This is a genomic window from Novosphingobium pokkalii, from assembly GCF_014652855.1.
GTDB classification, from domain to species: domain Bacteria; phylum Pseudomonadota; class Alphaproteobacteria; order Sphingomonadales; family Sphingomonadaceae; genus Novosphingobium; species Novosphingobium pokkalii.
Genome location: NZ_BMZP01000014.1, coordinates 45,926 through 72,267, shown reverse-complemented (window position 1 = coordinate 72,267; position 26,342 = coordinate 45,926). Strand labels below are relative to the sequence as shown.

Sequence of the window (26,342 nt, the reverse complement as noted above, 5' to 3'; positions counted from 1 at the left end):
AGGGCCACCCTGAGGAGAGGATGCCATGGTTCGTTCGATCCCGGTTGCCGCCTTGCTCATCGCCCTGGCGGCCTGCACGCCCGGCGATGGCCCGCAAACCGCCAGTGCGGCGGGCCAGTCGCCCAAGACGCCGGCCGCCACGCCGATCGGCCCGGCGCAGAACTGCATTCCGCTCGGCCAGATCAGCGAAAGCCGGGTGCGCGACGACTGGACGATCGATTTCCGCGTGGGCAGCCATTGGTATCGCAACGTGCTGCCGCAGCGATGCAGCGGCCTGGGGTTTCAGCAGACCTTCGGCTATGCCACCAGCCAGGCGCAGTTGTGCAGCGTGGACATCATCACCGTGCTCCAGACCGGCGGCGGCGGTGGCCCGCGCGGATCGTGCGGGCTGGGCCAATTCCAGCCGGTGACGCTGGCGAAATAGGTTTTTGAGATTGTTTGGAAATCCGGCAAAGCCGGATTTGCGGCACCGGCCCACTCCCCCACCCGACCCCCCAACGATAGTACCCTATGGGAGGTCGGGTGGGGGAGTGGGCCGGTGCCGCAACGAAAATGCGCCTTGGCGCATTTTCAAAACGGGGCCCTACTGGCCTTGGTCCAGATTCAGCCCGCGCCGGCCGTGCTCGGGGGTGTCGTGCGGCGGCACCGGCGCCGGCGCGTCGGGGTCGAGCGGCACCTGGAGCATGCCTTCCCAACGGGTGATCACCGCCGTGGCGACCGCGTTGCCAACCACGTTGGTGGCGGTGCGGCCCATGTCGAGGAAGGTGTCCACGCCAAGCAGCAGGGCAATGCCTTCCACCGGCAGGCCGAACTGGGTGAGCGTGGCGGCGATCACCACCAGGCTGGCGCGCGGCACGCCGGCAATGCCCTTTGACGTGACCATGAGGGTGAGCAGCATGGCGATCTGCTGCTGCCACGACAGCGGGATGTTGTAGGCCTGCGCGATGAACATCGTGGCAAAGCTGGTGTACATCATCGAGCCATCGAGGTTGAACGAATAGCCCAGTGGCAGGACGAAGCCTGAGATGCGGCGCGGCACGCCGAAGCGGTCGAGCTGTTCGAACAGGCGCGGCAAGGCGCTTTCCGAACTGGCCGTGGAAAAGGCGAGCAGGACCGGCTCACGGATGTAGCGCGCCAGCAGGAGAATGCGGCGCCCCAGGAAAATGCCGCCCATGCCCAGCAGCAGGCCCCACAGCAAGGCCAGCGCGAAATAGAATTCCGAGACGAACACGCCATAGGTGACGATGATGCCCAGACCCTTGGTGGCGACCACGGCGGCCAGCGCGCCGAACACGGCGAGTGGGGCAGCCTTCATCACATAGTCGGTCATGGTCAGCATCAGGCTGGCCAGGGCCTCAGCCCCGCGCAGCAGCGGCGCGCCCTTTTCGCCGATGGCGGAGAGGGCCAGGCCGGCAAACAGCGAGAACACCAGGATTTGCAGTACGTTGTTCTGCGCCATGGCATCAAGCAGGCTGGTCGGCACGATCTGCAACACGAAGTGGTGCACGGTGAAATCGGCCGTGGCGAGATCGCCGACTTTGCCACTGGCGGCAAATTGCAGGCCATGGCCGGGGCGGAACAGGTTCACCAGCATCAGGCCGAGGCTGATCGAGATCAGACTGGCGGTGATGAACCAGCCGAGCGCGCGGCCGCCGATGCGGCCCAGGGCCGCGCTGTCTCCCATGCCGGCAATGCCCGAGACCAGCGTGGCCAGGATCAGTGGCGCGATGATCATCTTGATCAGGCGCAGGAACACATCGGGCAGCAGCTTCAGCGTTTCGGCCGCACTGGCCAGCGTGGTGCTGTCGGCCGGCAGCGCGCGGTTGAGCGCATAGCCCGTGGCGATGCCGAGGATCATGGCGATGACGATGGTAAGCGTAAGGCGCCGGGCCAAGAGATGCTCCGCGAATTTGTTGCAGGTGTGACGGTCTGCGGACAACCCTAGGCGGGAATGCGGCCGAATGCATCCATCGATTGGCCCGGGGCGGCGTGCGCCCAGCATTACGGTAATTTAACGCGGCCGCTAGGGGGGCGGAAAGGCGGCATACGCCAGAGGGCAGCATCGGCCTGTCTCTTGCCTGCAACGGTTGATAGACAGGTTGCCATCTTTCGGACCGAAGAGAAGAACCGCGCGCCATGAATTTCGAACACGCCGTGCCGCAGATGTCCCGCGCCAAGCAGATCAGGGTGCTCGCCCTGTCGGCGGCCGCCGTGGCCCTGGTGGCCACCGGGGCCAGCGCCCTGCATTCCTGGATGCATCAGCCCGAACCGGTGCCGGCGCCGCTGCCGGCCGGCGAAGTGCAACTCACGGACAGCCAGGTGGCCAGCCTCAAGATCGAGACGGCCGGCGCGGACGATGGCTTTGCCCGCACCGGCGCGAGCGGCCAGATCGCGGTCGATGACACGCGCTCCACGCCGGTGTTCCTGCCCTATTCGGGCCAGGTGCAGCAGGTCTTCGTGCAGAACGGCGACCGCGTGAAGGCCGGCAGCCCGCTGCTGTCGGTGCACACCACCGACATTGCCGATGCGCGCAACGCGCTGGCCGCTGCCCTGGCGCAACGCACCAGCGCCGCTGCGCAAGTGCGTGTGGCCAGCGAGAATGCCCAGCGGGCCGAGGAAATCTATCGCAGCGCGGGTGGCGCGCTGAAAGACCTGCAACAGGCGCGCAGTGATCTGGTGGCGGCGCAATCGCAACTGGGCATTGCCGATGCGGCAGTGACGGCGGCCCGGGCCAAGCTGGGCGTGTTCGGCGCGGGCAACGGCGGCGGCAGCGATGCCGTGCTGCGCGCGCCGATCGGTGGCGTGGTGGTCACCCGCTCGATCGCGCAGGGGCAGTATGTGGCCGGTGGTGCCAATGCGGCGGGCAGCCAGCCTGCCTTCCTGATCGCCGACCTTTCGCGCGTGTGGCTGGTGGCGCAAGTGGCCGAAAGCGACGCGTCGCGCGTGCACCTGGGTGACAAGGTGGTGGTCACGGCCACGGCCTTCCCCGGCCGCACGTTCGACGCCACGATCGACAACGTGGGCGCGCAGATCGATCCGGTCTCGCATCGCTTGCAGGTGCGCGCCACGATCCCCAACCCTGATGGCGCACTCAAGCCGCAGATGTTTGCCAACTTCACCATCGAGACGCCGGAAAAGGAAGTGAACCCGGCGCCGGTCGCGCCGCGCCTGCTGAGCCTGCCCACCGAAGCGGTGATCCATGAAGGCGACAGCGCCCGCGTGTGGGTGTGGCTGGGTCACGGCCGCGTGAAGGCGCGCGACGTGGTCACCGGCGAAAGCCACGATGGCCGGGTGACGATCATCTCGGGCCTCAACCCCGGTGAGAAGGTGGTGACGCAAGGGGCCATCTTCGTGAACGAAGCAGGTCTCGACTGATGATCAAGCTCGTACGCTATGCGCTGGGGCAGCGCCTCACCATCGTGGCCTTCTTCGTGCTCATGCTGGTGGCGGGCGGGATTGCCTTCTACAACCTCAACATCGAGGCCTATCCCGATCCGGTTCCGCCGATGGTCGAGATCGTGACGCAGTCTTCGGGCCTTTCGGCCGAGGAGATGGAACGCAACATCACGATCCCGATCGAAGTGCAGATGTCGGGCCTGCCGCACATGACGGCGATCCGCGCGATCTCGCTGTTCGGCCTGTCGGACGTGAAGATCCAGTTCACGTACGATTTTAATTACGAGCAGGCGCAGCAGCAGGTGATCAATCGCCTGGCGCAGTTGCCGCAATTGCCCGGCGGCGCAGTGCCGACGATTTCGCCGACGAGCCCCGTGGGCGAAATCTATCGCTATCGCATCGCCGCGCCGAAGGGCTATTCGGTCGAAGATCTCAAGACCTTGCAGGACTGGGTGCTGCAACGCCGCTTCCGCGCCATCCCCGGCGTGGTGGACGTGACCGGCTGGGGCGGCAAGCTGCGCAGCTATGACGTGGTGGTCGACAACAACCGGCTCCAGGCCCACCACCTGACCGTGGCGCAAGTCATCTCTGCGCTGGGCAAGGCCAATGCCAACGTCGGTGGGCAGACCATCAACTTTGGTGCGCAGAGCGCGATCGTGCGCGGCATCGGCCTGATCCAGTCGGTCGATGCGCTGGAAACCACCCCGGTGGGCCGCGATGGCACCGCGCCGGTGCTGGTGCGGGACGTGGCCACGGTGAAGATCGGCAATATGCCGCGAAATGGCATTGCCGGCCTCAACAACGATGACGACATCGTGCAGGGCATCGTGCTGATGCGCCGTGGCGCGCAGTCGATGCCGACGATCCAGGCGGTGAAGGCCGAGATCGACAAGATCAACAGCACCGGCGTGCTGCCTCCGGGCGTCCACCTGGAACGCATCTACGACCGTTCAGACCTGATCGGCGTGACCACCCGCACGGTGATGGAAAACCTGGTCGCGGGCGTGCTGCTGATCTTCTTCCTGCAATGGGCGTTCCTGGGCAACCTGCGCAGCGCGCTGATCGTGGCGGCGACTATTCCCTTCGCACTGGCCTTTGCCGTGCTGATCCTGACGGTGCAGGGGGAAAGCGCCAACCTGCTGTCGGTAGGTGCGCTGGACTTCGGCCTGGTGGTGGATGCCACCGTCATCATGGTGGAGAACATATTCCGGCACATGGCCGAGCGATCCCATCACGTGGAAACGCACGAGGGCGGGCGCTATACCTTTGCCAGCCGCATCGGCGCGGTGCTGGCAGCCAGCAACGAAGTGAGCCGTGGCATCTTCTTTGCCGCCGCGATCATCATCACCAGCTTCCTGCCGCTGTTCACCCTGACCGGCGTGGAAGGCCACATCTTCGGCCCGATGGCCAAGACCTATGCCTATGCCATCATCGGCGGCCTGATCGCCACGTTCACCGTGGCGCCGGTGCTTTCGGCGATGATGCTGCCCGACAAGCTGGACGAGGCGGAAACCTGGCTCGTCTCGCGCATTCGCCGCGTCTACGAACCGGTTGCCGCGTTCTGCTTCCGCAACCAGTTGCTGGCGATCGGCGCGGGCGCGGCCATGGTCATCGGCGCGTTCATCGGCGTACGCTCGCTGGGTGTGGAGTTCCTGCCGCACCTGGAAGAAGGCAACATGTATATCCGCGCCTCGCTGCCGGCGGCGATCTCGCTCGACGCGGGTGAGCCGGTGGCCCGCGCGATCCGCCGCGACATCATGCAATATCCCGAAGTGACCGCGGTGCTTTCCGCCCACGGCCGCCCGGACGACGGCACCGATGCGACCGGCTTCTTCAACGTGGAATACTTCGTGCCGTTGAAGCCGTTCGACGAATGGCCCAAGGGCATGGACAAGGAAAAGCTGGTGGCCGATCTCTCGGCCAAGCTGCAATCGCGCTATCCGGGGGTGGATTTCTCGTTCTCGCAGATCATCGAGGACAACGTGGAGGAAGCCGCATCGGGCGTGAAGGGCGCCAACTCGGTCAAGCTGTTCGGGCCTGACCTGGTGACGCTGGAAAAGATCGCGGGCCAGATCCGCGATCAGATGGCCAAGGTGCGCGGTATTACCGACTTGGGCATCTTCCAGTCGCTGGGCCAGCCGACCGTGCGGATCGACGTCGATCGCGAAAAGGCCGCGCGCTATGGCCTGAGCGTGGATGACGTCAACCAGACGGTGCAGGCCGCGATCGGTGGCACTTCGCCGGGCGATCTCTATGAGCCGCACACCGACCGCCACTTCCCGATCATGGTTCGCCTCCAGGCTGACCAGCGTGACAGCCTTGAAGCGGTCAAGCGGATCACCGTGGGGGCGACCGCGCCCGATGGCACGGCGATTTCGGTGCCGCTCTCGGAACTGGCGGATATCCGCCTGACCACGGGGGCGAGCTTCATCTATCGCGAGCACCAGGAGCGCTACATTCCGATCAAGTTCTCGGTGCGCGATCGCGACCTGGGCAGCGCGGTGGAAGAAGCGCAGGCCCGCATTGCCAAGAACGTGGTGCTGCCGGCTGGCTATACGCTGGAATGGGCGGGCGAGATGAGCAACCTCAAGAATGCCGTGGCGCGGCTGGAAATCGTCGTGCCGCTCAGCCTTCTGCTGATGCTCGGCCTGCTCTATGCCAACTTCCGTTCGCTGCGCGATACGCTGCTTGCCTTCTCGGTGATCCCGATGGCGGTGGTTGGCGGGGTGCTGGGGCTGATGCTGACCGGCACGGCCTTCTCGATCTCGGCAGCGATCGGCTTTGTCGCGCTGTTCGGCATCGCGGTGATGGACGGCATCTTGCTGGTGACCAGCTTCAACCAGGCGATGGACGAAGGCATGGCGCGGCTCGACGCGCTGCGCCACGCCACGACGAATTCGCTGCGGCCGGTGTTGATGACCTGCCTGGTGGCGGCGATCGGCCTGGCACCGGCGGCGGTCGCCACCGGCATCGGCAGCCAGGTGCAAAAGCCCCTGGCCTTGGTGGTGGTGGGCGGCATGACGCTGGCCCCGGTCCTGATCCTGCTGGTCCTGCCTTTGCTTATCAACCGTTTCTCCAGCCGGGTGGCCGGGCCGCGCAAGCGCGCCGGTGCGGACGGCGATGCTGGGGATACCGCAATGCCGCATGAAGGAGAGCCGGCATGATCCGTTTCCCGATGCGCCGTTCGCTCCACACCCTTGCCGGCGGCGTGCTGCTGGCCTCCACCGCGCTGGCGCCGGTTGCCAGGGCCAAGGCCCCGCCGATCACCGACAGTGTCGCGGTGCCGATGCCGCCAACCCCGGCGGGCAGCGCGCCCGGCAATCTGCTGGGTCAGCCGATCGCCGCCGACGATGGCACGGCGCAGACCGTCCATCCCGGCACGCCGGTGGCCAAGGATTGGTGGCTGGCGTTCTGCAGCCCGGCGATCAACAGCCTGGTGGACCGCGCGCTGACTGCCAATGCCGATCTGATCGCGGCCAAGGCGCGGCTGGCCCAGGCGCAGGCCCTGGTCGGCGTGGCGCGCGGCGCCTTGCTGCCGCAACTCGATGCCGGGCTGACCAGCGAGCGGCAGCGCCTGTCGCGCAGCTTGTCCACCCCGCTGGCCAATCCCGATCCGCAGGTGTTCTCGCTGCACACCGCGCAAGTGAGCGTCAGCTACTCCCCCGATCTGTTCGGCGGAGGCGCGGCGCGAGTGCGCTCGGCCAAGGCAGCGGCTGCCGTGGCCGCTGCGCAAGCCGAGGCGATGCGCTCGATGGTGGCGGCCAACGTGGTGCTGGCCGTGATCCAGAATGCCGCGCTCGATGCCGAGATCGCCGCCAACAGCGATGCCATCGCCAGCAACCGCCAGGTGCTGGACCTGCTGCGCCAGCGCGAGAAGCTGGGCGCCGTGGGGCGGTCTGACGTGGCTGCACAGGAAGCCGCGCTGGCTGCGGTCGAAGGCACGCTGCCGCCGCTGGTGCGCGCCAGCGCGGCCAACCAGGCGGCGCTCTCGATCCTGATCGGCAAGGCGCCGGGCATGCCGGTGTTCGATTCGGGCGGCGCCTTGCCGGCGCTGGAAGACCTGACCTTGCCCGCCGACCTGCCGATGGCCTTGCCGGCGGACTTGCTCAAGACACGGCCCGACGTGGCTGCGGCTGCGGCCACGCTGGAAGGCGCGGCCGCCGACGTGAAAGTGGCGATGGCCGCGCGGCTGCCGCAACTGACCCTATCGGCCACGGCCGGCGGCACGGCCGAGGATTTCGGCCGCATGTTCGCCGATGGCAACCCGTTCTGGCAATTGCTGGGTGGCCTTGCCGCACCAATCTTCCACGGTGGATCGCTCAAGCGGCAGCAGCAGGCGGCCGAGCATGCGCTCGACGCCGCCAAGGCAGGCTATCGCGGCACGGCGCTTCAAGCCTTTGCCGATGTCAGCAATGCGCTGACCGCGCTTTCGGCCGATGCCACGGCGCTGTCGATCGCCGAGCGCGGCGATGCGGCGGCCTCGGCCAGCTTCGGCTTTGTCAAACGGCAGTTGCAACTGGGCGGGGTTGGCACGCTGCAAGTGCTCAACGCCAGCGCCGTAGCTCAGACCGCGCGGGCGCAATACGTGGCAGCCAAGGCAGCGCGCCTGTCGGATACCGTGGGGCTCTACGTGGCCCTGGGTGGCGGGTTGCAGGCGCCACAAGGTGCGGCTCAGCCGGCCACGCCGAAGCCGTAAAGGAAAAAGCCCGCGTCGCTGGTGCGACGCGGGCTTTCCCCCTGTTGCCCTCGTCCGTCATGCCGACGGACGCCTGCAAAACATTGATCGATCAGAACGTCGCCATCAGCGAGACAACGCCCACGGTCTTGCCGGCGCGATACATCTGCTCGCCCGAAACCCCGGCAAAGGGATTGGCCGCAGCGTCGGAACGGCTCACGTTGGTGCCGACCACCGAGAAATCGAGCGTCAGGTTCTTCCAGGTGGTGCTGACACCGGCGGTGTAGTCGATGTATTCCTTGGTATAGTTGAACGCGCCGCCGGTGTGGCCCAGGTGGGTGTGGATCGTGAACGGCGTGTTGGGGATAGCGCCCGACAGTTCACCATAGACATAGGTGTCGGTGCGGGTCGCATAGACATCCAGGTTCTTCTGGTGCGGGGCGAAGTTGATGCCGGCCTTGGCGTTGACCGGGCCGAGCGTCTTCGACAGCGAGCCGTAGACTTCGTAGAAGTTCAGGCCCGGGGCGCCGGGATAGATGTAGCCATAGAGACCGACGTCGAACGTCACGCCGCTGTTGGCGATGCCGTGGGTGAAACCGCCGTAGACGTCGATTTCGGTGCCGCCGATGTTGACTGCCGGGCTGGCCGACGCGCTCGAACCCCAGGTCGAGACATAGAAGCCCGAGCTGTGCGAAACGGTGAGGGCAGCCTGGACGGCGGGCAGGTTGTTCGACTGGGAAATGCCGCGGAACCGGTACTGGCTGATCACGCCGGCCGAACCGGTCACCTTGAAATCGCTGGGGGGCGCGGTCTCGTCGGCCATCGCGGGCACAGCATAGCCAGCAGCGACGACAAGGCTGAGCGCCGTGGCAGCCTTGGCCACGCGCGACTTGATGGACGTACGCATGAAATACCTCTTTGTTTTGTCTTGACGCGTCGCCCCGCCTGCACAAATCGCCCCAGCCTCTTTCTTGCGTGGACCGGTTGACGACTTGCGCTTGTCTGGATGCCGGGGCCTGCTGCGTTGCACAAGATCATTCCGCGAGCCGTGGCATTCTCGTTCTGGAATGTGTCTTTTGTGCATCATAGTGTTTCTGACGCTTGTCTCGCGCGCAACTGCGCCCATATATCGGTTTGGAAAAAGTCACGGCCGGTGCATGCTGAAGTTGCTCAAGTCCCTTGTTTCCGGTGGCCGGACAGAGCCGGCTGCCCCACCCACGCTGGTACCGCCGGGGCAGCGCGTCTATGCGGTGGGCGATATCCATGGGCGGCTCGACCTGTTCGAGCAGATGATTGCGCTGATCGAAGCGGACGATGCCGCTCGCAACAGCGAATGCCCCGCCCAGGCGCCGGCACAGACCACCGTGATCCTGCTGGGCGACCTGATCGATCGGGGGCCGGACAGCGCCGGTGTGATCGCCGCGGCTCGTGCCTGGATGCAGCGGCGGCGCGTGCGCATCCTGGCCGGCAATCACGAGGAAATGTTCCTTGGCGCGTTCGAGCGTGACGAGACGCTGCGCCATTTCCTGCGCCACGGCGGGCGCGAGACGCTGCTGAGCTATCCCATCGATCCCGATGACTATGCGCGGATGACGCTGGAGGAACTGCGCGCGGCCATGCCCGGTTTCGTGCCGCAAGATGACCTCGTTTTCCTGCGCAGTTTGGAAGACCAGGTGCGAATCGGGGACTATGTCTTCGTCCATGCCGGCATTCGTCCCGGCGTGCCGCTGGACGAGCAGGTGCCGGGCGACATGCGCTGGATTCGCGGCGAGTTCATTGCCGATCGCAGCCCGCGCGATTTCGCCGTGGTGCATGGCCACACCATCGTCGACGAGCCTGAGCTTTCCCCCTTGCGCCTGGGCATCGATACCGGAGCCTATGCGTCGGGCCGCCTGACTGCCGTGGGCCTGGAAGGAGCCGAGCGCTGGTTGCTCGTGGCGCAGGACGATTCGGTGGCGGCGAGCGAAGCCTGACGGAACACCGCAGCGCGCTTCGGGCTGTGTGCCGGAATGTTCCGCACATGCTCAAAATCTTTGCTGTTGTTGCGAAGGCGCCACAATTTGCAGCATCGTTGCGTGTGACTGCTTTCACTTGAAATGATCGGCAAGCTTTCTGGCCGGCGCTGGAAGCATTTTGTCGCATTCACCCAAATCAAGTAAAGATTGCAGAAATTTTGTCATTTTCGTGTCACAAGAAACCGGTCAGGGAAGCCTGCCGGTGTGTGGAAATGAGCGCCGGCCTCTCGCTTATGCGTCGGCCTCTCGCTTCTGCGTCAGGCTGTCCGGCGGCGGCGAGGGAACGGACCATCTCGCGTCGCTGCGTTGCGGTGACGCAAACACGCAACGGGGACACCAATGCACCGCTCGCACCTTACCGCCGGCTCTCTGCTGGCGCTGGGCATGGCCCTGGCCAGCACGCCCGCTCTGGCCCAGTCCACTGGCTCGGTCGATTTCGAACAGCAGACCATCGTCGTCAGCGGTCGCACCACCAAGTCGGTCAACGGCGTCCAGCTTCCTGACACGCCCAAGGCCAAGCAGGTTCTCGACCAGACGATCATCGCGCACCAGGCTCCCGGCCAGTCGATCAACGACATCATCAACCTCGTTCCGGGCGTCAGCTTCCAGAACAACGATCCGTTCGGTTCGTCGGGCGGCGTGCTCTATATTCGCGGCTTCGACAACACCCGCATTTCGCAGACCTTTGACGGTATCCCGTTGAACGACACCGGCGGCTATGCGATCTATTCGAACCAGCAGCTCGATCCCGAAGTCATCGACCAGGTCAACGTGAACCTGGGCACCACCGATGTCGACTCGCCCACCGCGGCGGCTTCGGGTTCGACGGTGAACTATCGCTCGCGCAATCCCACCGAGGATTTCCACGCGCGGATGATCGGTTCGGCCGGCGAATACGGCTACATGCGCATTTTCGGCGAAGTCGATACCGGCAATCTCACCGCCGGTGGCCTGCGCGCCTATGTAACGGCGTCGAATTCGCGCAACGACACGATCTATGGCGGCATCGGCAAGATCCAGAAGCAGCAGTACAACGCCAAGCTGTACCAACCGCTGGGCAGCAACGGTGACTTCATCTCGATCGCCGGCCACTATAACCGCAACCGCAACAACGCGTTCGGCTCGGTCCCGATGTGGATCGAGAACACCGGCACGCGCGTGGTCGGCACTGGTTCGGGTAACCGTTACCCGGTTTCGGGCGACGATCGCTTCTACCAGACCGCCCGCTGCACTTTTGCAGCCCCTGTGGCCGGCGCGGCTGACGTGGCGCCTTCAACGGGCGCCTGCGGATCTGACTACGATTATCGCATCAATCCGTCCGACACGGCCAACATCCGCATTTCCTCGCGCTTTACCCTGGCCGACGGGCTGGTGCTGACGGTCGATCCGTCGATCCAGTGGACCAGCGCCAATGGCGGCACCCTGGGCTATACGGCCAGCGAAAAGACCACCACGATCAATGGCGTGTCGGGCCTGACCGGTTATGATGGCTCCAACTATTACTTCGGCAAGGATCTGAACGGCGACGGCGACAAGCTGGACACCGTGCGCCTGATCGCGCCGAGCCAGACCAAGACCATCCGTCTTGGCCTGATCGCCTCGCTGCGATATGACATCAATCCCGACCAGACCATCCGCCTGGCCTATTCGTATGACCGTGGCCGTCACCGCCAGACGGCCGAATTCGGCACTTACAACACCAACGGCACGGCCGGCACCTACTTCCCGGTCAACGATCCGATCACGGACGTGAACGGCAACGTGATGCAGCGCCGCAATCGCCTGTCCTATGCCATCCTGCACCAGGTTTCGGGTGAGTACCGTGGCAAGTTCGGCGGCCTCACGATCAACGCCGGCGTGCGTGTGCCGTTCTTCAAGCGCAACCTCAACCAGTACTGCTTCACCAACAGGTCTGGCGGTTATGCTTGCTTCGGCAGCGATGCGGCGAATGCCGCGTTCGCGGCGGCTAGCACCTATTTGATTGATCCCGACACGAACCTGCCGATCGAAAAGGTTGGCACGAAGGTGCTGACGCCCACGAACTGGGTTGCACCGCAGCAGCGCATTTTCACCTACAGCAAGGCTTTGCCGAGCGTGGGCGCGACTTTTGCGGTGAATTCGAATGTGGGTATCTTCGCCAACTATTCGAAGGGCTTGCAGGTGCCGGGCACCGACAACCTCTACAACTCGTTCTACTTCCCCAGGGGCAGCTCTGCCGCTACGCCCAACCCGGAATCGACCGACAACTTCGACCTTGGCGTGCGCTATCGTTCGGGCAAGCTCATGGCCCAGGTTTCGACCTGGTACACGATCTACCAGAACCGCCTGGCTTCCACCTTCGATCGTGACCTGAACACCACGATCTACCGGAACCTGGGCCGCGTGGACAAGTACGGCATCGATGGCTCGCTCTCGTACTCCCCGGTACGCGACCTGGCGATCTATCTCTATGGTTCGTACCTGCACTCCAAGATTCGCGACAACGTGGAAGCGGGTGACTGCTCGCTGCAAAATGCCCAGTTGGGCATGTATGGTTGCCCCCTCATCAACACGGGCGGCGTGCTCTCCTCCTCTGGCACGGCTTACTACCAGACCGCCGGCAAGCGTGAATCCGGCGCTCCGGTCTATACCTTCGGTGGCCGCATCGACGGCACCGTCGGCCCCGTGTCGCTGGGCGTGCAGGCCAAGCGTACCGGTCCGCGCTATGTCAACGACCAGAACCTGCCGTTCTACGTGAACACAGGCAACAACACTCGCCAGGAAATCTTCCCGGCAAAGGCCCCGGCTTATACCCAGGTCGACCTGGATGCGAAGCTGAGCCTGGACAAGGTCAGCCCCATCTTCAACAATCGCACGTTCCTGCAACTGAACGTGATCAACGTGTTCGACGAAACCTACGTCGGTGGCTTCAGCGGCACGCTGAACAGCCAGTCGACGACTCTCTCGCCGATCACTTATGCCCAGATCAGCCCGCCGCGCACGATCATGGGTTCGATCAGCTTCGGCTTCTGATCCTTCGGGACCAGCCCAAGCACAAAGGCCCGTCGTCACCCCATGGGTGGCGGCGGGTTTTTTGCATAGTGCCTTATTGCTGCGTCGGGCCGGGCGCATGTTGCGGTCAGCCGTGCTGCACTGCACTATCCGGAAGGACGGTGATTGCGTCATGGTGACCAAGCAAAAAATCGCGAGCGGAACGAATCCGGGAATCGATCGTTGTGCCTCGCAGCAGAATTGATCCGACGCCCGTTTCGGTCGTCACTGCGTTCGATTGCGTGATCATGCGGCAAGAAGGGGGCAAGCCCTGCCTGCCACGATGCGATATCCGGCGGCTCGGCTTACACGCTGGAGGGGGTCGCTTCCCATGCAGGGAGGCGGCCCTTTCGCGTCTTGCCCCTCTTTGGCGTCTTGCCCCTTGGCGTTACTGGTAGACGCAGGTGTCGTACTGCCCGCGCACCACGGCGGAGCGGGCCGCGATGGCATTGCCGTGGCGGCGCACGAAGCCACTGGCGCCGGTCACTTCGCGCACCTTGGGCTGGGGAAACGCGGCGGCGATCCGGGCTGCCTCGATCTGCGACAGGTGCAGCGCGCCCTTGTTGTAATAGCGCTGGGCCCCGGCCTCCACCCCATAGGTGCCGATGCCGGTTTCCGCGACGTTGAGATAGACTTCCATGATCCGTCGCTTGCCCCAGATCTGCTCGATCAGCACGGTGAACCAGGCCTCAAGACCCTTGCGGAAATAGCCGCCACCCTGCCACAGGAACACGTTCTTGGCGGTTTGCTGGCTGATCGTGGAGCCACCGCGGATGCGCCCGCCCTGCTGGTTGCGCTCGAACGCCTGGAGCATCGCCGCCTGGTCAAACCCGCGATGGGTGCAGAACCGCGAATCCTCGCCGGCGATAGCGGCATCCACCATGCTGCGGTCGATGCGGGTCAGCGGCGTCCAGTCCTTGGTCACGCCATTGCCGTCCATCAGCATCGTGGCGGTGATCGGCACCGGCACCCACTTGTAGATCAGCACCCACAGCACGCTGCCGACCAGGAACAGCACGATCGCGCGGCCCAGCCACCACCCCATGCGCCAAGCCAGCGAGCGTTCCTGGGTGGGGCGGGAGGGCATCAGGTGCTTGAACATGGCGCGCCTTATGCCGCGCCGCGAAACGGCAATCAATGCAATGTGGCAGTCCGGGGGCAAGCTGCATGCGAGAGCCTTGGGCCGAAGGGTATGCATGGGGCAGGGGGGTGCAATCCCGGAAGGGCGGGCTTATCTTGACCGCTCAACTGGAGCAGAGCCTACCTACGATGACCAAGTTTCTCCACACCATGATCCGCGTGACCGACCCTGAGGCCACGATTGCCTTCTTCAATCTGCTGGGCGTGCAGGAAACCCGGCGCTTTTCCAGCGAGCAGGGGCGTTTCACGCTGATCTACCTGGCCGCGCCGGGCCAGGATTATGAAGTGGAGCTGACCTACAACTGGCCCGATCCCGATGGCCGCGCCGAAACGTATGCTGGCGGGCGCAATTTCGGGCACCTGGCGTTCCAGGTGGACGATATCTACGCCACGTGCCAGACGCTGATGGATGCCGGCATCACGATCAATCGCCCCCCGCGCGACGGGCACATGGCGTTTGTGAAGACGCCGGACGGCATCTCGATCGAACTGCTCCAGGATGGCCGTCTCGAACCGGCAGAGCCCTGGGCCAGCATGCCCAACACCGGCACCTGGTAATCATCGCTGGCCTGGCATCGGCGCCGTGACGGACGTGCCGATGCCCAGCGCCCATTCGCGCAGGGAGAGGGCATAGGCCGTCACTTCGGTGCAGGCCTGCACGTCGTCCTGGGATACCACGACACCAGCGGCGGGCAGGTCTTCGCGAACGCCGGCGGCGTGATCTTCGGCGGCGGCGTGGGCAGGGCCGGCTGCACCTGCAAGGGGCGCGGGCTGCACGCGATGAGCAGCAGCATAGCGAGCAGCGGCAGCGCGGGCCGTTTGCAGTTCCTGATCATGGCGAATCTCCTGGGCCTGGGCCTGTTGGCGATAGTGTTCCTCCTGCCGCGCCCGCGCCGCGCCGGCAGCGACCTGCGCCTGGGCTTGTGCGGCGCGAAAGGCGCTGTCCTGGCTGGCCAGTTGTTGCGCGCGCGTGGTGGCCACGGCAGCATAGTGGCGGCAGGCCAGGGCCAGCAGCGCGACCAGCAGCCAGGGAACAAGCCAGGGTGCCGCGCGACGCAGCAGCGGCAGCCACAGGCCAGCGCTCATCGCACCACTGCCACGTCGTCAGGCACGATCGCCCCCAGGCGGATCAAGGCGCGGCTCCGGCGCAGGCTGATCCGTTGGCCATCCAGGATCGGCACGGCGATCGCCGCCAGCGCTGCCACCAGCGTGGCGCTGTCGTTGGCCAGCCAGCCGCGCCCGACGGCAAACGCCACCAGCGGTGGCAGCACTTGGCGGATCAGCACGGACACCTGGTACGGGCGTGGTGAAGCGTCGATTTCAAGCGGAGGCTGATTGGTCATGGCAGCAGTCCCTTGGCAGGGGCACCAGCCGGCGGCGGTCGATGTTCTGGCGGCCGCCGGGGATGCGATGGGTTTTGGTATCGGCCGGGCCGGATCGAGCGTGTGCGGCTCGAGCGACTCTGGCCGTCAGCGGGAAAAGGCGCTTACGGCCCAGGCGACGAGAGCGGACAGTGTGCTGGCCAGCGCGGTCAGTGCCGCGAAGGCGCCCCGCCTGGCGCTTTCGCGTGTTTCGATCTTGGCCAGTCTGGCATCGATCCGTTCCAGTGTGGCGGCCATGCGGTCGAGGCTGTCTTCCATGGCATCGAGCCGTCCTTCCATGCGTCCGATGTCGCGGTGCAGATCTTCTGCCGCGGTCATGCGGCACCGGTTGAGGTGTCGGCAGGCATGGGATTGACCAGCGCCCAGCTCTGGCCATCAGCGCATTCGCGATACTGGATGGCGGGCAGGTCTTCCCAGAGCAACACGGCCGCGCTGCGCGTGTCGAGCACATACGTAACGGCGGCCGCGGGCGTCGAGACGTCAGCCGTGAGAACCGGATGGTGGCTGCCGTCGGGCAGCGCAGCCAGCGCGATCAGCAGGCCTTGCGGGCCATAGCCGGCCGCCACCAGCGCCCGACGCATTGCGTCCACGGCGTGCCCGGTCCAGTCGATCTGGTCGGGCGGCAGAAGTTCGGCCACGGTCAGGTCCTGGCCTTCCACCGCCAGGTGCTTGCGCACGTAAAGACCAGTGTTGGCGTCGGTGCAGGCCGGATCGGCACGCACGCTGGCAAGGGTGGCGACCATGGCCGGCATCAAGCCGGGATTTTCGATGATCATGGGCAGCATTCCTCCAATGACAGGGCAAACCGGAAGGGTCAGGCGTCGGCCACGCTGGCGGTCCAGCGGAACGTCTTCGATGCGCCGGGATCGGTGAAATTGACGCGGAACGTGGTCGGGCCGATGTTGCTGATCCAGAAACCCGGCGTCCAACCGGAGCTGGTCGGCATGGCGTTGCAATCGGTGGGCGTGGCCGAAAGATTGTGGGTGATGTCGAGATAAGTGGTCCCGGCCGTGGCCGTCGCCGTCCCGCGCGCTTCCATGTAGACGCCCGGCACCGATCCGCCCGTGGCCTGCTTGTGGGCAAAGCGATGGCTGCTGAGCGGCTGGACCGATAGCGTCTGGACCGAGCTCCAGCGGTTGTATCCGTTGAAGAAGCACCGGAATCCATCCACCAGCGTGGTGCATTGGAGGTAATAGTTGGCTTCCAGCGAGGCGGAGTTCTTGTTGGTGCTGGTGCCGTTCAGCACCAACGTGGCAGAGAGCACCGTATTGCCCGAGAAGTCGATCGAGCTGGTGTCATAGGCGCCGGACAGGCCGCGTTTGAAATCGATCGGATAATTGACATATTCGAAGAAATTGTCGCGGATCGTGGCGCTGTGAAACGCGCGGAAATCGCCGCTCGTATCGGTGCCGACCAGGCGCAGTCCGCCGGTCATGGTTGTCGCGGCGTTGGAGCCGCTCATGAACTTGCCGATATGGTTGCCGCGCAGCTCGAACTCCCAGATGGCATAACCGCAGGAAGGATCGCCCTCGATCACCACATTGGCAGGGGTAAAGCCGTTGGCGGGCGGAACCTTGCCGTTGTAAAGCTGGTTGCGGGTGATGTGGAAATGGTCTTCGTTCTCGATCTGGGTGGTCGGGCGCCGGAGCCAGATGCACGCGCCGTTCACGTTGATCTGGTTCTTGTCGATATAGACCCACTGCACCCAGTTGGTCTTGACGCCGATCGTGACGGCGCTGCCATCGTTGCCGAACGGGCCGATGGTGCACAATTCGATCAAGGTGTTATCGGCATAGTCGAGCAGCACGCATTCACCGGCGTGGTTGCTGGCCGGCTGGATCGACAGGCCGGTCAGTGTGCAGTCCTGCACTTTGGTGCCCAGCTTGGAGATCAGGCCGTTGGCATCGGCCGGGCCAACAACGGCTTGGCCCAGGATGATACGGGCATTGCTGGTGCCCATCAGTCGGCACAGACCACCACCAACGCCTTGGATGCGCGCACCGTATTGCAGGACGCGCAAGTCGGTGCTGAACGCAAATGTGCCCACCGGCACGTGCAGCGTGCGGCCCTGCGCCGCGTTCAGCCACTGGAAAGCAGCCTGGAGCGCGGCCGTATCGTCGGCGCCGGTGCCCTTGGCACCAAACCACGTGATATTGGCCACGCCCGGCTGGGTGGCGGCCCGCACCCAGGCCCCGCTCGCGCCAGTGCCGTCGGTGCTGGGCGGCACGTAGAACGCCTGCGCGGGATCGGCGGCAACCGCGGTGGCAAGGTTGGTCGAGGACCAGTAGAAATAGCCCTGTCGCCCGGTTTCGAGGAGATAGGCCATGGTCGCGCGGTTGCTGCGGCTGGCCAGTGCGCTGCGCGTGGTGAGCGGCACGATCACGTCCTGCAAGGTTCCGCCGCCGGGCATGCCCACCAGGGTTGCTCCCTTGTTGGTGTCGGTGCTGGCGATATCGGCCCGCAGCAATGCGTCGGTGCTCACCGCGTCGGCCAGAACGGCCGTGCCATCGATCGGGGAAAAGGCGAAATACTTGCCCTTGCGCTTGGCCGCGGCGGGCAGCGTGCCGGCATTTTCGCCCAGCGGGATGCGCATGCAGCGCTTGAGGTCACGCGACAGCGCCTGGTCGCGCAGGGCAGCGCGATCGTTGGCCAGGTTGACCGGCGCGGCCAGCCACGCCGATCCGTTTTCGAACGCCGTGGTCTGCGTGAAATCGGGATCGAGCCATACCACCAGGTTGCCCGGCCCAGGGGCCACGGCAAACGTCACCGTGCCGCCGCCGCCTTCGTAAAGCTCGACGCTATAGCCCGTGGTGATCGGCTGATTGTCGAGCAGCACGGCCACGTCGCCGGCGCTCTGCGCGGTGAAGGTGAACGGGAAGGATTGCGTGACGCCATTGGCGCTGAACGGCCCGTCATAGGCGTTGGTAGTGGAAACGGCCATGAAGTTGGGTATCCCTGCAAGGCGCGTGGCAAGGCGCCGCCCAGCAGAGGGGCGGTGCGGCCGCGCAGACGGTCGGAATGAATGGATGGAGCTTGGGTCAGCCGATGCGGGCGCGCATTGCGCCATACTGGCGCGCGCCCGACAGCACCGACTGGCCCATGTTGACCAGCCCGCTCAGCAAGGCGGTCTGCCCCTGGGCCGAAGCGGCGCTGGCCCGGCCCATGGCGAAGGCGGCGCCGGCATCGGCCTGGCGCACCGCGCGCGCGCCTTGCGCGGCGATATCGCTGATGCGGGCCGCGCCGGTCAGCCGGGTGCTGTCCACAGCATCGGCGGCAGTGCCGAAGTCGACGCCCACGCCGCCGGCTGCGGCCGCCACGCGCTGTCGGCCCTCCTCGGCCGCCATCTGGCGATACTGGTCCTGCACGGCGCGGATGGTCTCATCGCGCGCATCCTGCGCCGCGCTGCGTTCCAGCGCGGCCTGGCGCAGTGCGGCATCGCGCTGGTATTGCGCCTGGTGCATGGCGCTGATCGTGCTGATGCCTTGGCCGGCAACGGCAAGGCCGGTGGCAATGATCGGAAGGACAGGGCCGCACATCAGGGTCTCTCCTGTTGCAGGGTGGCAAGGGCGGGGCGGTGTCGGGAAAACCGGCGAAAGGCCAGCTCTCCCACACGCACGTGGTCGTGTTCCACGGCAAAACCCCATCGTTCGAGCAGGCGGATCGCCCGAACGTTGTCGGCTGATACTAGGTTGGCCAGCACGGCGCTTGAATCGTGCATTTCCGCCAGGATCGCCGGGCCAAGACGCAGCAGCGCGCGCCCATGGCGCCACACCGCGTCGGTGCCCAGAAACCAGGGCACCCCCCGCCCGGTGAGGGCGGATTCCACCACCACACCAAACATCGCATGGGGCTGCCCGTCGACCAGCGCGGTCCAGCAGCGGGTGGAGGCCATCAGGCCGTGGCGCAGTGCGGCCTTGGGCTCGCGGCCCATGGCGCGGCATTCGATTTGGTCGATCGCCCGCATGCGCCGGGCCAGGAAGCCTACATGGCGGGCCTGCGCCGGCACGATGACCACGCCGTGGCTGTCGGGCGGCATCATCCGCCCACCACCGGATCGATCGCCACGCCGAGCAGCGTGAACGGCAGCGGCGCCACCTGGCGGATCCAGATCGCGCACTCGTCGCGCGCGCGGTTGTCCAGGTTGACCAGGTATTCGCCGCTCATCAGCGCGTCGGGCGCGTTCCAGGCTTCGTCCTTGCGGGACTTGACCGGGAACAGGTGGTCGGCGTCGATCCCGGCCTCGATCTGGCGGGTGTCCGCCAAGGTCAGCACGGCTTGCGCGGCCTGGCACATCCGGCCGACGCTGGTGCCGGCGTTGGTCGAAAGGCGCAGCGGCAGCGTTTCCACGTCCACCTGATAGGGAATGCCGAAGATCACTTGCCGCGCGCCGCCCATGCCCTTGGGCAAGGTGATCGTGCCGTTGGCAACGGTCAGCCCGCTGACGGCCACGCCGTCGACCAGCCCGGCAATGTCGCTGCGGCCCTCCAGATGCCATAGCCCGGTAAACGTGGTGCGGGGCTCTTCGAACGATCCCTTCACCGCGCAGTCGAGGTAGCAGGCCTCGCGCACGTCGGACCAGGCGTGGCTTGCCATGCGTTCCACGAACCGGCGAGTGACGCCGGCGATGTCGCGCTCCACCACCAGGTAGACCCGGTCCTCGCCATCTTCGGCAATGGCGCAGACCGACAGCACTTTTCCGTCGGTTTCGCACAGGGTCCAGCCCCACACGTTCTGCTCCTGCTCCCAGGTGAAGCAGGCCAGCTTGCCGTCGTCGCGCACCGCCCAGATCACGCTGCGCGGTTCCTGGGCATAGCACCACGAAACGATGCCCATCCCGTCAAAGAAATGCGGCGAAAAGATCGAGACATCGTTGGATTTGAGGCCGTCGATCGTGAAGTCATAGCCGATCGTGCGCACGGTGCGGCCCACGCTGGGCTGATAGAACACCACGTTGTCGATCACCAGCGGCCCCAGGCGAGACGAACCGCGCCCGATCTGCCGTCGCGTCGCCGGCGCGCGCGTGGCATCGAGCACGCCGCCCGAGCCATCACCGTCGATATGAAACACGCTGTCAGAAGTCAGCGCCAGCAGGCTGGTGGTGGTCACCAACTGGTTCACCGAGTTGACGCGGCCGGCCACGATGGTGAACGCCATGGAATCATCGGCCCGCAACGGCCGCGAACGGTCCATGTTCTCCAACTGGCCGCTGCGCGTGGCCCAGATGCCGTGCGGCACATTGCGCGTGCGCGCCCAGATCGCCCGCTGCTCGAACAGCGTGACGGTGGAGGGATAGTCATTGACCCCGGCAAAGGGATTGGCGGCCTGAGGCGGCGCGCGATCGAGCCCGGGGGCGATGTTGTCGTCGCGGAACGTCGTGCTCTGCGTTGTGCCGATATAGCCGAAGAACTGGGAATTGTCGGCCTTGTAGACGTTGTAGCGCGTCGCGCCGGGCACGGCGGTCCAGTTGATCGTGTTGAAATTGCGCTTGAGGGTCAGGTCGTTGGTGGCGGTGGATGCACTGCTGGCGCGGCTTTCCATGCCGGTGTCATCATCCACGGCCGTCACGCAATAGCTGGCTGCCTGCGGGAAATAAGCTGCGTTGCCGTTGCTGCTGTCGGTGTTGGCCACCGTGGCAAAGGCATAGCAACCGGCCGGCGCTGCCACCGTCGGCGCAAAGGCCACGGGGCGAAAGGTCCAGTCGGTGTGCCCGGCGCGCACCAGCTTGGCCGGCGCGTGGTCGATATGGGCCAGATACATCGTATCGGCGGTTTGCTCGAAATCGAGTTCGGCCAGCTCCACCCCGTTGTAGGGGGAACCCACCTTGTAGATGCGTGCGCCACCCATCAGTCCAGAGCCCTTCCACCAAATCGGCCGGAGCCGCCGTAATAGATTGCCGGGGGTGTCGGCGCGGGCGTCACCGGCGGCACGACCGGCGCGACCGGCGCAACCGGCGGCGCGCTGCGGGTGGTGCCGCCGATGCAGCCGGCAAAGGCCTCCACCGTGCTGGTATCGGCATCGATGCGGAAATGGCTGGCATCCACCACTGCCACCACCGTCCAGGCGCGGCCGTTGAGCAAGACGCCCATCGCACCGGCGCACCCGCTGATGTAGAACCGGTCGCCCACGGCAAACCCGTGATAGGCCACTTCCACCAGCGCCTGCGTGGCATTGCTGATCGCCGTGATCGCCAGCTCCTCTTCCAGGATGCGGCCGCCACCGGCGCAGGGGCTCATGTAGCCCTGGCCCATTTCCAGCGCATAGGTCTGGCTCAGCGAGAACTGGAATGGCACCAGCCGCACCGGCTGCGTGGGATCGAGCACTTCGGCCACCAGTTCGGTGCCCGGCCGCTTGGCAATGCCGCCGTACTTCAGCACGATGACATTGCGCGCCTTGCGCAGGGCGGTGCCCCAGGCGTCCACGTCGAACCGGCCATAGAGCTGCGGCCCCAGTTCGCCGCGGCAGAAATTGGCCTGGGCCGTGCGCGCGCCCATCATGCCAGGTCTCCCGGCCAGGCTAGGCCGGCGCGCGCCAGTTCCGCTTCGCTGACATAGCGCGCTGGGCGCCCGCCGCACTTGTTGGCCTCGTCGGCAATGGCGCGCATGCGGGCGATTTCGGCGGCGCGTGCCAGGCTTTGCGCGGCGGCGGCATCCTTCTTCACCGGCAGTGCCAGGCGTGCGGCCAGTTCCAGTTCGAATGCGCGCGCCACCAGCGGCGGCAACTCGGCCGCGCTTACGTTGCTGCGCACGAAGACCAGCGTGGCATTGGCCACGTTGCTGTAGATCCGGCCGCCTTCAAACAGGAACGCCAGCGGCAGGGCATCCTGCACCGGAAACGGAAATGATCCGCCCAGCGGCAGCGCAGTGGCATCGTCCTCCACCGCGCGCACCGCCAGCGGCAGCGCCAGGTTGGTCGGCGCGGCATAGGCATGCAGCCATTCGGCGGGCCGGTCGTTGCTCACTTCGGCCAGCACCACGCGCGCCCGTGCCCAGGGCCAGGGCGCCCATTCCGCCAGTTCGGCCAGCAGCGGCTTGGCAAAGCGGTTCGCTTCGCGCGCCTCGATGCTGCCTTCGGCGAAATCGGCGATCTGCCCGGCGGCAATCTGCGCCAAGGCGCGGTTACAGATGTCGATCAGTTGGGCCATGGGCTCTTGTCCTTGCTGCCAGGCAAAACGTGCCCCTTCCCGCGCGGAGAAGGGGAGATGGCGTGGCTATTCGCTCGGCACCTGCCAGTCGGGCGTGCCGACATAGCTGAAGGCCTTGGTGCCGAAGTGGGCTTGGGCGAGCGAGCGGGTGAAGCCGTCCTCGCCCGGCTTGAGGTCCAGTCCATCGTCGAACAGTTCGCCCAGCGTGTCGTCGTCGCGGCGCCAGATCGCCATGGAACGTGCTCCTTCAGGCGTAGTGGATGTTGAGGCAGAGGATGTCACCGGCCGCGATCGCCGTGGTATCGCTGTCCACCGCCACGCCGGTCAGTGCAAAGCTCAGGCCGGTGCTGAAGTAGAGCGGCGTATCGAACGCGATCTCGAACGGGCTCGACGGCGGCAGGTAGTAGGTCGCCACCGGGGTGTCGGTGCCCACGGTCGGCGCGCTGGCCTTGTTGTAGAGCTTGAGATAGCGGGCCGAGGTGCTGGCGTTGTAGCCGCGCAGGCGGAACAGGTCGGCCATGCTGGTCTTCACGCTGGTGGCATTGGTGGTGGCGGCGGACGACAGCAGGCGCGTGGTGCTCACCGGCTTCTTGGCGCGGTCCCAGGTGGTGCCGTTGAACACGCCCGGCCGGGCATAGACGTTGAGGCCGTTGACGCTGCCGCTGGCATCGGCGCCCACGCCCGTCACCACGCTGGCCATGTTGCCCAGGCTGCCGATTGCCGTCAGCACTTCGCCGCGCGCGGAAAGCACCAGATTGCCGCGCTGCCCGTCGGAAAGGGTAGGCTGCGTGGCGTTGTAGACGCCGCCGATCTTCACGGGATTGCCGCTGTCGGTCGCGCCGGCCGCCACGTTGCCGAGGCTTGCCACGTTGCCCGAAACCCCGCCCGAATGGCCCACTGTCACGGCCAGGCTGGTGCCGCCGGGCGATCGCACCCACACGTTGGCGGCATTGCCCACAATCGTGCCCTGGCGATAGACGGTCACGCCGGCCAGGTCGCTGGCAGGGGCGGCCGAGCCGCCAAAGCACACTTTCACCGGCTGCTGGCCGATGTTCTGCAACAACACGTCGGCATTCGCCGCAGCGGGTAGGGTGGCGGCAATGTCCTGCCAGGTGCCGTTGGCGCCAAAGCTGCTCTGGGTGGCGGCTGGCATCTGCGTCTCCTTGGTAAGCAAAAAGGAAAGGGGCAAGGTGCCGGGCGCACGTCGCCATGCGCCCGGCCAAAAGCCGTTGGGCCTGGCCGTTACTGGCCGCCCACGCCCAGATTGGTCTGGCGGCTGGCCACCACGGCGGCAGTGATCTTGCCGGCGGTCGCGTTGCTGCCGCCCACGGTGTAGTAAAGCCGCAGGTAGCGCGCATTGACGCCTTCCTCGATGCTGCCGGGCACCTTGAACTGGTATCCGGCCGCCAGGCTGGCCAGCGGCACCACGGCCCCGCTGGAAACCGTGGTCCAGGTGGCGTTGTCGGGCGAAACCTGCACACTCACCTGCAAGCTGGTCAGCCCGGCAAAGGCCTGGGTCACGGTCACGGCCAGGTCCACTTCCGGGCCCCGGCCCAGGTCGCGCAGCAGCGCGGCGTTGGCACCATAGGGTGTGCCGGTGGTGCCAAGGTCGATGACATTGGCCGAAGCGGCCGAGGCGGTCACCGCCTGGGCATCGCTCAGCAACAGCGAATTGTCGATAATCATGCGGAAATCTCCGGGTTGGACGGGGGACACCGCCCTGGCAGACGCGCCATGGCCGGCGCGCCGCCAGAGCGCGCGCGGATCAGGCGACCAGCGCTTCGTTGGTGACGATCGCGTCGGTCTCGCGGATGGGAATGCCGCGCCAGGTCATCACTTCCTCGCCCTGGATTTCCATGGGCGTGAGGCGCACGAAATTGTCCACGCCGCTGCGGCCGTTGCTGGTTTCGGCGTCGAGCGCTTCGAGCAGCAGGCGGTTCATGTAGATCACGGTGCGGCCCGGGCTGACCTGGCCCTCGCGCTCCATGTGATAGGCGCGGCGGCCCTGGAGCTTGTAATAGAGCTTGCGCAGCAGCGGATTGAGCGCCACGGTCCCGGCCACCACGTCGGACACGTCGATGTTGGCGATGCGCCCGTTGAAGCGCCAGTCCTTCACGCACAGCCCCAGGTGCTGGGTGAACTTCTCTTCCTTCACGTAATAGGGGTTGCCGTTGCCATCCAGCACGCGCTGCCGGCCCATGTCCTCGCGCTGCACGCCGGCGGGCACGGCGTCGGGCACGATCACGCTGGTCTGCATGTCGCCATGGGTCACGAACCAGATCGAGGTGTTGTCGCTCTGGCTGCCGCCACCGTTCACCACGTTGGCGTTCGACAGCGAGTTGTAGCGCGGCGCCATGCCGTGGAACTGCTTGCCGTTCACCTTGACGTCGGAATACCAGATTGCGCTTTCCACGGTCTGCGCGATCGATTCCAGAAAGCCCTGGCCTTCCACCAGCCGCAGCTTGGCCGCTTCGGCGGGCTTGAGGTTGAGCAGGCGCTCGTCCACCGAAGACAGGCCTTCGACAAAGCCGGTCGTGTCCTTGACTTCGGTGTAGTTGCCCTTGGACTGGGCGATGCCCTGATAGAGCGCGCCCCACGAAACGCTGGGCAGGCCGGTGCGGATGGTCGAACGATGCTCGGTGCCGCTGTTGCAGGCGACCACGTTGGCATCCTTCATGAACGGCGTGAGCTGGGTCAGCGCCTCCACCACATCGCCCAGGCCGTCGCCGCCGGCCTTGAGCACATCGATCAGGTTCCAGTAACTCGAGCCGAGAATGGCCATGAAGCTATCTCCTTACTTCGCTTCTTGGGGGTAGAGACGTTCCCAGACGGGGCGCTGGCTGGCGCTGCCGGCATGGGCACGGGCAAAGCCGCTGTCCTCGCTGAGCAATTGGCCCAGGCGGCGGAACGCGCGGATCATGTCGGGGTGGTTGCCAAAACCACTGTCGGCCAGGGCCTGGCGGAACGGGTGCCCTTCGCCAAAGCCCAGGGCATCCAGGCCGCGCGCGGCCAGGTGTTCGCTCTCGGCGCGGCGGGCGCCGCCGATTTCCGGGTCGGCGGCAAATTCCTCGGCCCAGGCGCGCTTCTGCGCGGCGGCGGCGTCGGCAAAGTGGTTGAGCAGGCTTTCCTGCGTGCGCTGCATCACGCCCTGCGCCAGGGGCAGCAGCTTGCCTGCCTGCTCGTTGGACAGGCCCAGTTCGCGCAGCACCGGATCGGCGGTCTGAAGCAACTGGCTGTCCAGCGTCATGCCGTCCAGGGCCAGATCATAGCGCTCCGGCACGCCGGTCGGCTGGGTGGGGGCGGGCTGGGCGGCAGGAATCGCTTCAGCGGCGGCCGGGGGGAGGGTCGAAACGGCGCTGGCCGGATCGATCGCCGCTGCCGATGGCATCGGGGTCATCGGCGTCGATGGCGGGAAGCTCGTCGTATCGGGTGCGGGGATGGGGTCGCTCAAGGCGGTTTTCCTTTGCACTGAGGGCAGCATCGAGCACGGCCTGCATGGTCGTCAGGCCCAGCGGATCCTGGGCGCGCACGGCCTGTTCCTGGCCGCGATGGGCCAGCGCGAT

Annotated in this window: 25 protein-coding genes; 7 read left to right on the top strand and 18 right to left on the bottom strand. The window is 65.9% G+C overall.

From position 1 onward, the window contains the following. Nucleotides 1-25 precede the first annotated feature (25 nt). Nucleotides 26-424 carry a hypothetical protein gene (locus IE191_RS14560; RefSeq protein ID WP_191325106.1) on the top strand — a complete coding sequence of 133 codons (399 nt, stop codon included), beginning with the start codon at nucleotides 26-28 and terminating at the stop codon, nucleotides 422-424. Nucleotides 425-583: 159 nt separating this feature from the next. Here the strand turns inward: IE191_RS14560 and IE191_RS14555 are convergent, their stop codons facing one another. Beyond that, nucleotides 584-1,894 (bottom strand): dicarboxylate/amino acid:cation symporter, encoded by a 1,311-nt coding sequence (locus IE191_RS14555; protein WP_191325105.1) that lies wholly within the window; start codon nucleotides 1,892-1,894, stop codon nucleotides 584-586. A 242-nt stretch (nucleotides 1,895-2,136) separates the two neighbouring features. Here IE191_RS14555 and IE191_RS14550 point away from each other — a divergent pair, with 242 nt between their 5' ends. From IE191_RS14550 to IE191_RS14540, 3 genes are read left to right on the top strand one after another with little or no spacing between them, the layout of a single operon-like run. Then, a complete protein-coding gene (locus IE191_RS14550; protein WP_191325104.1) occupies nucleotides 2,137-3,375 on the top strand; it encodes an efflux RND transporter periplasmic adaptor subunit in 1,239 nt (412 codons plus the stop codon). Beyond that, the gene (locus IE191_RS14545) at nucleotides 3,375-6,560 is read left to right on the top strand and encodes an efflux RND transporter permease subunit (RefSeq protein WP_191325103.1); all 3,186 of its coding nucleotides are present in this window, start codon (nucleotides 3,375-3,377) and stop codon (nucleotides 6,558-6,560) included. Before IE191_RS14550 ends, IE191_RS14545 begins: the two co-directional genes overlap by 1 nt. Further along, nucleotides 6,557-8,092: an efflux transporter outer membrane subunit gene (locus tag IE191_RS14540; RefSeq protein WP_229815411.1), complete on the top strand. Its 1,536-nt coding sequence runs from the start codon at nucleotides 6,557-6,559 to the stop codon at nucleotides 8,090-8,092. Before IE191_RS14545 ends, IE191_RS14540 begins: the two co-directional genes overlap by 4 nt. A gap of 91 nt (nucleotides 8,093-8,183) precedes the next feature. Here the strand turns inward: IE191_RS14540 and IE191_RS14535 are convergent, their stop codons facing one another. Beyond that, the gene (locus IE191_RS14535; RefSeq protein WP_191325102.1) at nucleotides 8,184-8,978 is read right to left on the bottom strand and encodes a TorF family putative porin; all 795 of its coding nucleotides are present in this window, start codon (nucleotides 8,976-8,978) and stop codon (nucleotides 8,184-8,186) included. 250 nt (nucleotides 8,979-9,228) lie between these two features. Here IE191_RS14535 and IE191_RS14530 point away from each other — a divergent pair, with 250 nt between their 5' ends. Continuing rightward, a complete protein-coding gene (locus tag IE191_RS14530) occupies nucleotides 9,229-10,044 on the top strand; it encodes a metallophosphoesterase family protein (protein ID WP_191325101.1) in 816 nt (271 codons plus the stop codon). A 381-nt stretch (nucleotides 10,045-10,425) separates the two neighbouring features. Beyond that, nucleotides 10,426-13,098: a TonB-dependent receptor gene (locus IE191_RS14525; RefSeq protein WP_191325100.1), complete on the top strand. Its 2,673-nt coding sequence runs from the start codon at nucleotides 10,426-10,428 to the stop codon at nucleotides 13,096-13,098. A gap of 406 nt (nucleotides 13,099-13,504) precedes the next feature. Here IE191_RS14525 and mtgA read toward each other — a convergent pair whose 3' ends face one another. Further along, the gene (mtgA, locus tag IE191_RS14515) at nucleotides 13,505-14,203 is read right to left on the bottom strand and encodes a monofunctional biosynthetic peptidoglycan transglycosylase (protein ID WP_373299300.1); all 699 of its coding nucleotides are present in this window, start codon (nucleotides 14,201-14,203) and stop codon (nucleotides 13,505-13,507) included. Nucleotides 14,204-14,385: 182 nt separating this feature from the next. On the opposite strand from mtgA, the gene IE191_RS14510 reads away from it, so the two are divergent. Further along, nucleotides 14,386-14,814, top strand: coding sequence for a VOC family protein (locus tag IE191_RS14510; protein WP_191325098.1), 429 nt, complete (start codon nucleotides 14,386-14,388; stop codon nucleotides 14,812-14,814). Here IE191_RS14510 and IE191_RS14505 read toward each other — a convergent pair whose 3' ends face one another. The 15 genes from IE191_RS14505 to IE191_RS14435 form a co-directional block, all read right to left on the bottom strand. Continuing rightward, the gene (locus IE191_RS14505; RefSeq protein ID WP_191325097.1) at nucleotides 14,815-15,342 is read right to left on the bottom strand and encodes a hypothetical protein; all 528 of its coding nucleotides are present in this window, start codon (nucleotides 15,340-15,342) and stop codon (nucleotides 14,815-14,817) included. It lies immediately after the preceding gene. Further along, nucleotides 15,339-15,599 carry a Pam3-gp28 family putative phage holin gene (locus IE191_RS14500; RefSeq protein WP_191325096.1) on the bottom strand — a complete coding sequence of 87 codons (261 nt, stop codon included), beginning with the start codon at nucleotides 15,597-15,599 and terminating at the stop codon, nucleotides 15,339-15,341. Before IE191_RS14500 ends, IE191_RS14505 begins: the two co-directional genes overlap by 4 nt. 126 nt (nucleotides 15,600-15,725) lie before the next feature. Then, nucleotides 15,726-15,956 carry a hypothetical protein gene (locus IE191_RS14495; RefSeq protein ID WP_191325095.1) on the bottom strand — a complete coding sequence of 77 codons (231 nt, stop codon included), beginning with the start codon at nucleotides 15,954-15,956 and terminating at the stop codon, nucleotides 15,726-15,728. After that, nucleotides 15,953-16,414 carry a transglutaminase-like domain-containing protein gene (locus IE191_RS14490; protein ID WP_191325094.1) on the bottom strand — a complete coding sequence of 154 codons (462 nt, stop codon included), beginning with the start codon at nucleotides 16,412-16,414 and terminating at the stop codon, nucleotides 15,953-15,955. The genes IE191_RS14495 and IE191_RS14490 overlap by 4 nt, the downstream gene beginning before the upstream one ends. A gap of 38 nt (nucleotides 16,415-16,452) precedes the next feature. After that, nucleotides 16,453-18,579, bottom strand: coding sequence for a glycosyl hydrolase family 28-related protein (locus IE191_RS14485; RefSeq protein ID WP_191325093.1), 2,127 nt, complete (start codon nucleotides 18,577-18,579; stop codon nucleotides 16,453-16,455). A gap of 97 nt (nucleotides 18,580-18,676) precedes the next feature. Then, nucleotides 18,677-19,174 (bottom strand): hypothetical protein, encoded by a 498-nt coding sequence (locus IE191_RS14480; protein ID WP_191325092.1) that lies wholly within the window; start codon nucleotides 19,172-19,174, stop codon nucleotides 18,677-18,679. Beyond that, the gene (locus IE191_RS14475; RefSeq protein WP_229815410.1) at nucleotides 19,174-19,677 is read right to left on the bottom strand and encodes a hypothetical protein; all 504 of its coding nucleotides are present in this window, start codon (nucleotides 19,675-19,677) and stop codon (nucleotides 19,174-19,176) included. The genes IE191_RS14480 and IE191_RS14475 overlap by 1 nt, the downstream gene beginning before the upstream one ends. Beyond that, nucleotides 19,674-21,482 carry a phage tail protein gene (locus tag IE191_RS14470; protein ID WP_191325091.1) on the bottom strand — a complete coding sequence of 603 codons (1,809 nt, stop codon included), beginning with the start codon at nucleotides 21,480-21,482 and terminating at the stop codon, nucleotides 19,674-19,676. Before IE191_RS14470 ends, IE191_RS14475 begins: the two co-directional genes overlap by 4 nt. Next, nucleotides 21,482-22,132, bottom strand: coding sequence for a hypothetical protein (locus IE191_RS14465; RefSeq protein ID WP_229815407.1), 651 nt, complete (start codon nucleotides 22,130-22,132; stop codon nucleotides 21,482-21,484). Before IE191_RS14465 ends, IE191_RS14470 begins: the two co-directional genes overlap by 1 nt. Then, entirely contained in the window at nucleotides 22,129-22,779 is a 651-nt protein-coding gene (locus IE191_RS14460; protein WP_191325090.1) for a phage connector family protein, read from the bottom strand. Before IE191_RS14460 ends, IE191_RS14465 begins: the two co-directional genes overlap by 4 nt. 66 nt (nucleotides 22,780-22,845) lie before the next feature. Then, the gene (locus IE191_RS14455) at nucleotides 22,846-23,013 is read right to left on the bottom strand and encodes a hypothetical protein (protein ID WP_191325089.1); all 168 of its coding nucleotides are present in this window, start codon (nucleotides 23,011-23,013) and stop codon (nucleotides 22,846-22,848) included. Nucleotides 23,014-23,026: 13 nt separating this feature from the next. Then, on the bottom strand, nucleotides 23,027-23,932 hold the full coding sequence (locus IE191_RS14450; protein WP_191325088.1) for a hypothetical protein: 906 nt from the start codon (nucleotides 23,930-23,932) through the stop codon (nucleotides 23,027-23,029). 89 nt (nucleotides 23,933-24,021) lie between these two features. Then, complete coding sequence (locus tag IE191_RS14445) at nucleotides 24,022-24,465, bottom strand: Bbp16 family capsid cement protein (protein ID WP_191325087.1); 444 nt, start codon at nucleotides 24,463-24,465, stop codon at nucleotides 24,022-24,024. Between the two features lie 79 nt (nucleotides 24,466-24,544). Then, nucleotides 24,545-25,561: a major capsid protein gene (locus IE191_RS14440; RefSeq protein WP_191325086.1), complete on the bottom strand. Its 1,017-nt coding sequence runs from the start codon at nucleotides 25,559-25,561 to the stop codon at nucleotides 24,545-24,547. A gap of 12 nt (nucleotides 25,562-25,573) precedes the next feature. Continuing rightward, nucleotides 25,574-26,230 (bottom strand): hypothetical protein, encoded by a 657-nt coding sequence (locus tag IE191_RS14435; protein WP_229815405.1) that lies wholly within the window; start codon nucleotides 26,228-26,230, stop codon nucleotides 25,574-25,576. Between the last annotated feature and the right edge of the window lie 112 nt (nucleotides 26,231-26,342).

Coding starts and splice junctions, on each gene's coding strand:
- IE191_RS14560 (WP_191325106.1), top strand. CDS start 26: ATGGTTCGTTCGATCCCGGTTGCCGCCTTGCTCATCGCCCTGGCGGCC.
- IE191_RS14550 (WP_191325104.1), top strand. CDS start 2,137: ATGAATTTCGAACACGCCGTGCCGCAGATGTCCCGCGCCAAGCAGATC.
- IE191_RS14545 (WP_191325103.1), top strand. CDS start 3,375: ATGATCAAGCTCGTACGCTATGCGCTGGGGCAGCGCCTCACCATCGTG.
- IE191_RS14540 (WP_229815411.1), top strand. CDS start 6,557: ATGATCCGTTTCCCGATGCGCCGTTCGCTCCACACCCTTGCCGGCGGC.
- IE191_RS14535 (WP_191325102.1), bottom strand. CDS start 8,978: ATGCGTACGTCCATCAAGTCGCGCGTGGCCAAGGCTGCCACGGCGCTC.
- IE191_RS14530 (WP_191325101.1), top strand. CDS start 9,229: ATGCTGAAGTTGCTCAAGTCCCTTGTTTCCGGTGGCCGGACAGAGCCG.
- IE191_RS14525 (WP_191325100.1), top strand. CDS start 10,426: ATGCACCGCTCGCACCTTACCGCCGGCTCTCTGCTGGCGCTGGGCATG.
- mtgA (WP_373299300.1), bottom strand. CDS start 14,203: ATGCCCTCCCGCCCCACCCAGGAACGCTCGCTGGCTTGGCGCATGGGG.
- IE191_RS14510 (WP_191325098.1), top strand. CDS start 14,386: ATGACCAAGTTTCTCCACACCATGATCCGCGTGACCGACCCTGAGGCC.
- IE191_RS14505 (WP_191325097.1), bottom strand. CDS start 15,342: ATGAGCGCTGGCCTGTGGCTGCCGCTGCTGCGTCGCGCGGCACCCTGG.
- IE191_RS14500 (WP_191325096.1), bottom strand. CDS start 15,599: ATGACCAATCAGCCTCCGCTTGAAATCGACGCTTCACCACGCCCGTAC.
- IE191_RS14495 (WP_191325095.1), bottom strand. CDS start 15,956: ATGACCGCGGCAGAAGATCTGCACCGCGACATCGGACGCATGGAAGGA.
- IE191_RS14490 (WP_191325094.1), bottom strand. CDS start 16,414: ATGATCATCGAAAATCCCGGCTTGATGCCGGCCATGGTCGCCACCCTT.
- IE191_RS14485 (WP_191325093.1), bottom strand. CDS start 18,579: ATGGCCGTTTCCACTACCAACGCCTATGACGGGCCGTTCAGCGCCAAT.
- IE191_RS14480 (WP_191325092.1), bottom strand. CDS start 19,174: ATGTGCGGCCCTGTCCTTCCGATCATTGCCACCGGCCTTGCCGTTGCC.
- IE191_RS14475 (WP_229815410.1), bottom strand. CDS start 19,677: ATGATGCCGCCCGACAGCCACGGCGTGGTCATCGTGCCGGCGCAGGCC.
- IE191_RS14470 (WP_191325091.1), bottom strand. CDS start 21,482: ATGGGTGGCGCACGCATCTACAAGGTGGGTTCCCCCTACAACGGGGTG.
- IE191_RS14465 (WP_229815407.1), bottom strand. CDS start 22,132: ATGATGGGCGCGCGCACGGCCCAGGCCAATTTCTGCCGCGGCGAACTG.
- IE191_RS14460 (WP_191325090.1), bottom strand. CDS start 22,779: ATGGCCCAACTGATCGACATCTGTAACCGCGCCTTGGCGCAGATTGCC.
- IE191_RS14455 (WP_191325089.1), bottom strand. CDS start 23,013: ATGGCGATCTGGCGCCGCGACGACGACACGCTGGGCGAACTGTTCGAC.
- IE191_RS14450 (WP_191325088.1), bottom strand. CDS start 23,932: ATGCCAGCCGCCACCCAGAGCAGCTTTGGCGCCAACGGCACCTGGCAG.
- IE191_RS14445 (WP_191325087.1), bottom strand. CDS start 24,465: ATGATTATCGACAATTCGCTGTTGCTGAGCGATGCCCAGGCGGTGACC.
- IE191_RS14440 (WP_191325086.1), bottom strand. CDS start 25,561: ATGGCCATTCTCGGCTCGAGTTACTGGAACCTGATCGATGTGCTCAAG.